The sequence below is a fragment of the Actinophytocola sediminis genome (assembly GCF_054779715.1).
The window spans coordinates 1-3,394 of sequence record NZ_BAAGXS010000153.1 but is presented as its reverse complement, the minus strand read 5'-3'; the positions used below and the strand labels follow the sequence as shown (position 1 = coordinate 3,394).

At 71.3% G+C, this 3,394-nt stretch carries 9 protein-coding genes; all 9 read left to right on the top strand.

Features of this window, described 5'->3' with window-relative positions; genetic code table 11:
• Positions 1-785: beta clamp domain-containing protein (locus ACYVIP_RS44910; protein WP_460407389.1), on the top strand; the 785-nt coding region annotated here is incomplete at its 5' end.
• The gene (locus tag ACYVIP_RS44905; protein ID WP_460407388.1) at positions 785-1,126 is read left to right on the top strand and encodes a hypothetical protein; all 342 of its coding nucleotides are present in this window, start codon (positions 785-787) and stop codon (positions 1,124-1,126) included. The genes ACYVIP_RS44910 and ACYVIP_RS44905, both read left to right, overlap by 1 nt.
• Positions 1,119-1,337 (top strand): hypothetical protein, encoded by a 219-nt coding sequence (locus ACYVIP_RS44900; RefSeq protein WP_460407386.1) that lies wholly within the window; start codon positions 1,119-1,121, stop codon positions 1,335-1,337. Before ACYVIP_RS44905 ends, ACYVIP_RS44900 begins: the two co-directional genes overlap by 8 nt.
• Positions 1,334-1,672 carry a hypothetical protein gene (locus ACYVIP_RS44895; RefSeq protein WP_460407385.1) on the top strand — a complete coding sequence of 113 codons (339 nt, stop codon included), beginning with the start codon at positions 1,334-1,336 and terminating at the stop codon, positions 1,670-1,672. The genes ACYVIP_RS44900 and ACYVIP_RS44895 overlap by 4 nt, the downstream gene beginning before the upstream one ends.
• Complete coding sequence (locus ACYVIP_RS44890) at positions 1,672-2,022, top strand: hypothetical protein (RefSeq protein WP_460407383.1); 351 nt, start codon at positions 1,672-1,674, stop codon at positions 2,020-2,022. Before ACYVIP_RS44895 ends, ACYVIP_RS44890 begins: the two co-directional genes overlap by 1 nt.
• Positions 2,015-2,260, top strand: coding sequence for a hypothetical protein (locus ACYVIP_RS44885; protein WP_460407381.1), 246 nt, complete (start codon positions 2,015-2,017; stop codon positions 2,258-2,260). Before ACYVIP_RS44890 ends, ACYVIP_RS44885 begins: the two co-directional genes overlap by 8 nt.
• Before the next feature lie 80 nt (positions 2,261-2,340).
• Positions 2,341-2,820: a hypothetical protein gene (locus ACYVIP_RS44880; RefSeq protein WP_460407379.1), complete on the top strand. Its 480-nt coding sequence runs from the start codon at positions 2,341-2,343 to the stop codon at positions 2,818-2,820.
• Positions 2,817-3,056, top strand: a complete 240-nt coding sequence (locus tag ACYVIP_RS44875) for a WhiB family transcriptional regulator (RefSeq protein WP_460407377.1) — start codon at positions 2,817-2,819, stop codon at positions 3,054-3,056. The genes ACYVIP_RS44880 and ACYVIP_RS44875 overlap by 4 nt, the downstream gene beginning before the upstream one ends.
• On the top strand, positions 3,053-3,394 hold a 342-nt coding region (locus ACYVIP_RS44870; protein WP_460407375.1), incomplete at its 3' end, for a hypothetical protein. The genes ACYVIP_RS44875 and ACYVIP_RS44870, both read left to right, overlap by 4 nt.

Here is a 3,394-nt window from a genome sequence, read left to right as displayed (position 1 = left end):
GCATGACCGAAACCACTGCCACCGTCACCGCCCACCACCTCAAGTCCCTGCTCGACGACGCCGCGCGCACCTCCGAGTCCGACGACACCCTGCCGTTCATCACCGGGGTGCTGCTGTACACCGCACCGAATGCTGGCGCCACCGTCCTGGTCGCCAGCGCCACCGACCGCTTCACCCTCGGACAGGTCCACACCGACGCCACCGGCCACCTCGGCGAGACGTTCGTGCCGCTGGCCGACGTGAAGCGCGCCCGCCAGGCGCTCACCCTCGTCGACCCGGACAGCCCCGCCGGACTGTCCATCGTGGACGACAAACTACGCATCACCACACCCACCCTGTCCCTCGCCCTGGCCACCGGCGACGTCGCCGCCGAGGTGTGGGGGAAGTTCGGGAAGCTGTTCGACACCACCAACTCGACCAGCGAAACCCGCATCGCGGTGTCCGCCGAACTGCTAGCGAAGTTCCTGCCGATCGCCAAGGCGCGAGGGGTGGGTCGCAGCAACATCGTCGTCGAGACCTACGGCGAGAAGCGCCCGATCCACATCCACATCGGCACCCGCTACCGCGCCATGGTCATGCCCGTCTACCTCAGCGACCGGCACGCCCCGGTGCCGCTGTTCCTGTCCCCCACCGAGCAGGCCGCCGCCGACCAGGCCGCGCAGGAGCAGGCCGACGCCGAGCGGAAGGCCAAGCGGTCCGCCGCGGCGAAGAAGGCCGCCGCCACCCGCGCCGCCAACACCACCACGCCGGGGAAGTCCCGCCGGACCACCAGAAAGGTCGCCTGATGTCCACTGCCCACGACCATTACCGCGAGGCCGAGCGGCTGCTCGACGGCTGCTCGACCGCAACCAAGTACGGCCGCGTCTACAACGTCGGCGCACCGCTCAACGACGGGATCGTGGCCATCGCGCAGGTGCACGCGACGCTCGCCCTGGCCGCCGCGCACGGCGCCGACAAGCCGGCCGTCACCGTCGACAACATCCGCACCGTCACGGCCGCGCAGGGCGAGGAGATCGGCGACCAGATGGGCGGCACGCCGAACAACTGCAACCACGAGCGGTGCTGGTTCCACGACGTGCAGGAGAACTGCCACGTCGACGAGAAAGGGGTGTACTTCCGTGCCTGACCAGATCAGCGCCCGCACCTGGCGCGACGAGACCGACCTCCGCGCCCGCCGGCACCTCGTCTTCGAGGACACCGACCCCGGCGACCGGCACGCCCTCCTGTCCGTCTACCGCGACGGCGACGGGCCCGGCGTGCTCCTCGACCCCGCGCAACTGCGCGAGATCGCCGCCGACCTCACCGCCCGCGCCGACCTCATGGAGCGTGCCCGGTGACCACCACGACCACCCGGCCCGCGCCGCCCCCGCTCGAGTACCAGCCGCCGAGGTGCTCGCTGTGCGGCAACGACACCTGCCACGACGGCGACGGCTGGAACTGCGAGAACTGCGGCGCCTCCTGGGACGACGAGGGCAACGACGACGGCGAGTGGCACGACCCCGACGCCGAGCTGTGCGACGCCACCATCCAGCCCTTGGCCGACAACGAGTTCGTCACCGAAGAGCAGCGCGCCCAGGTCTACCGGTGCACCCTCGACGCCGGCCACGACGCGGACAGACGCCTGCACGTCTCCCGCGACGGCTGGACCTACGCCAAGGACGGGTGGATGTGATGGCCGACCAGCTCGCCCTGGCGCTCGCCGACCGGCACACCGGCCAGACCAACAACCTCGCCGCCGGCACCACCGGCCACCGCGACGACCGCACCCGCGTCGAGACCGCCGTCGCCGAACTCGCCCGCGCCGGCCAGCCGTTCACCGCCGACACCGTCCACACCCGACTCCAGGACGGCGACCCCTACGACCGCAACCTCGTCAGCAGCGTCCTCGGCGTGTGGGCCCAACGCGGCCACATCGTCGAGGACCGCGACCGGCGCCCGGTCGCGTCCACCGCCCGCACCCGCCACGCCAGCCGCAACCGCTGGTGGCGCGGCAACAACATCCCGGAGGCACGACGTGGCTGACGCTGTGCACGGCCCAGCCGCGACCGCCCACACCGTCACCGCCCGCAAACCCTTCACCTGCCACGGATACCGCTGCTACCACCGCATCCAGCCCGGCGAACAGTATGTCCGGCACGTCGCCTTCCCCGGCCACGACTGCAACGGCGGATCCTCACCCTGGGTCATGCGGATCTGCGCCGACTGCCACGCACCCGCCGACATGCCACCACCGATGCGCCGCCGAACCCGAACCACCTGACACCACCACCAGATCATCACCCCCGAGCACGGGCCGGGGCCGCAACCACCGCGGCCCCGGCCCGACCCACAGGAGCCACCGTGACCCCCGACCAATACGCCGACGCCCTCCAGCCGCTGTGCATGCGGCTCATCGCAACCGTCCACGACGAAGGACCCGACGCCGTCGCCGGAGCACTCGCCGCGATCCGCGCACTCCCCGCACCCCAGGGCATCCAGCCCGCTGACGCCGTCGCTGTCATCCTCGCCGCCGCCGTCCGACCCGACGCCACCCGACACCAACTCTGGGGCTGGACAGACCAACTCGGCGCCGGCGCGACCGTCCCAACCGGACACACCGCCAACGCACTCGCCCGCGAAATGGCCCTCGCCGGAACCCTCCCGCTCTCCGCACTCACCCCGGCCGAGGCCGCCGACGTCATCGACACCCTCATCGGCCACCGCGGCTGGACCATCGACGCCACCGCCGCGCACCTCGACACCGAACCCGCCAACGTCGCCCGCATCCGCCACAACCAACGCCGCCGCCACAACCGATCCACAAAGGACACAGCAGCATGAGTCAGGACTGGAAAACGCGCGCCGCCTGCCACGGCCAATGGGACCTCTTCCACGGACCCCCCGCCGAAAACCGCGCCAACATCCACAGCCGCACCCAAGCCGCCAAAGCCATCTGCGCGGTCTGCCCCGTCCGTCGACCCTGCCTCCAGCTCGCGCTCGACACCCACGACCGATGGGGCATCTACGCCGGCACCACCGACAAAGACCGACGACACCTGAAGCGAGACGCCGCATGAAAACCCGCTCCACCGGCCCGTTCGCCGTCGCACAGTGGGCAGCCCGCGAGGCACCCACCGTACGACGCAAGGACGGCAAGGCCGACACCGTGGCCCACCACGTGCTGCTCTGCCTCGCCCTGTACGCCGACCGCGGCGGCATCGCACGCCCGTCCACGTCGACCCTCGCCCACGACGCCAGACTCGTCCTCCGGTCCACAGAGGAAGCCCTTGTCCGGCTCGTCGACGCCGGCCTGATCGAGCCCACCGGTGACCTCAACGGCACCACCGTCTGGAAGCTCAACACCGACCAGCGCCGCGCCGCCGAGGAACGCACCGAGGCCCAAGACCGGCTCGCG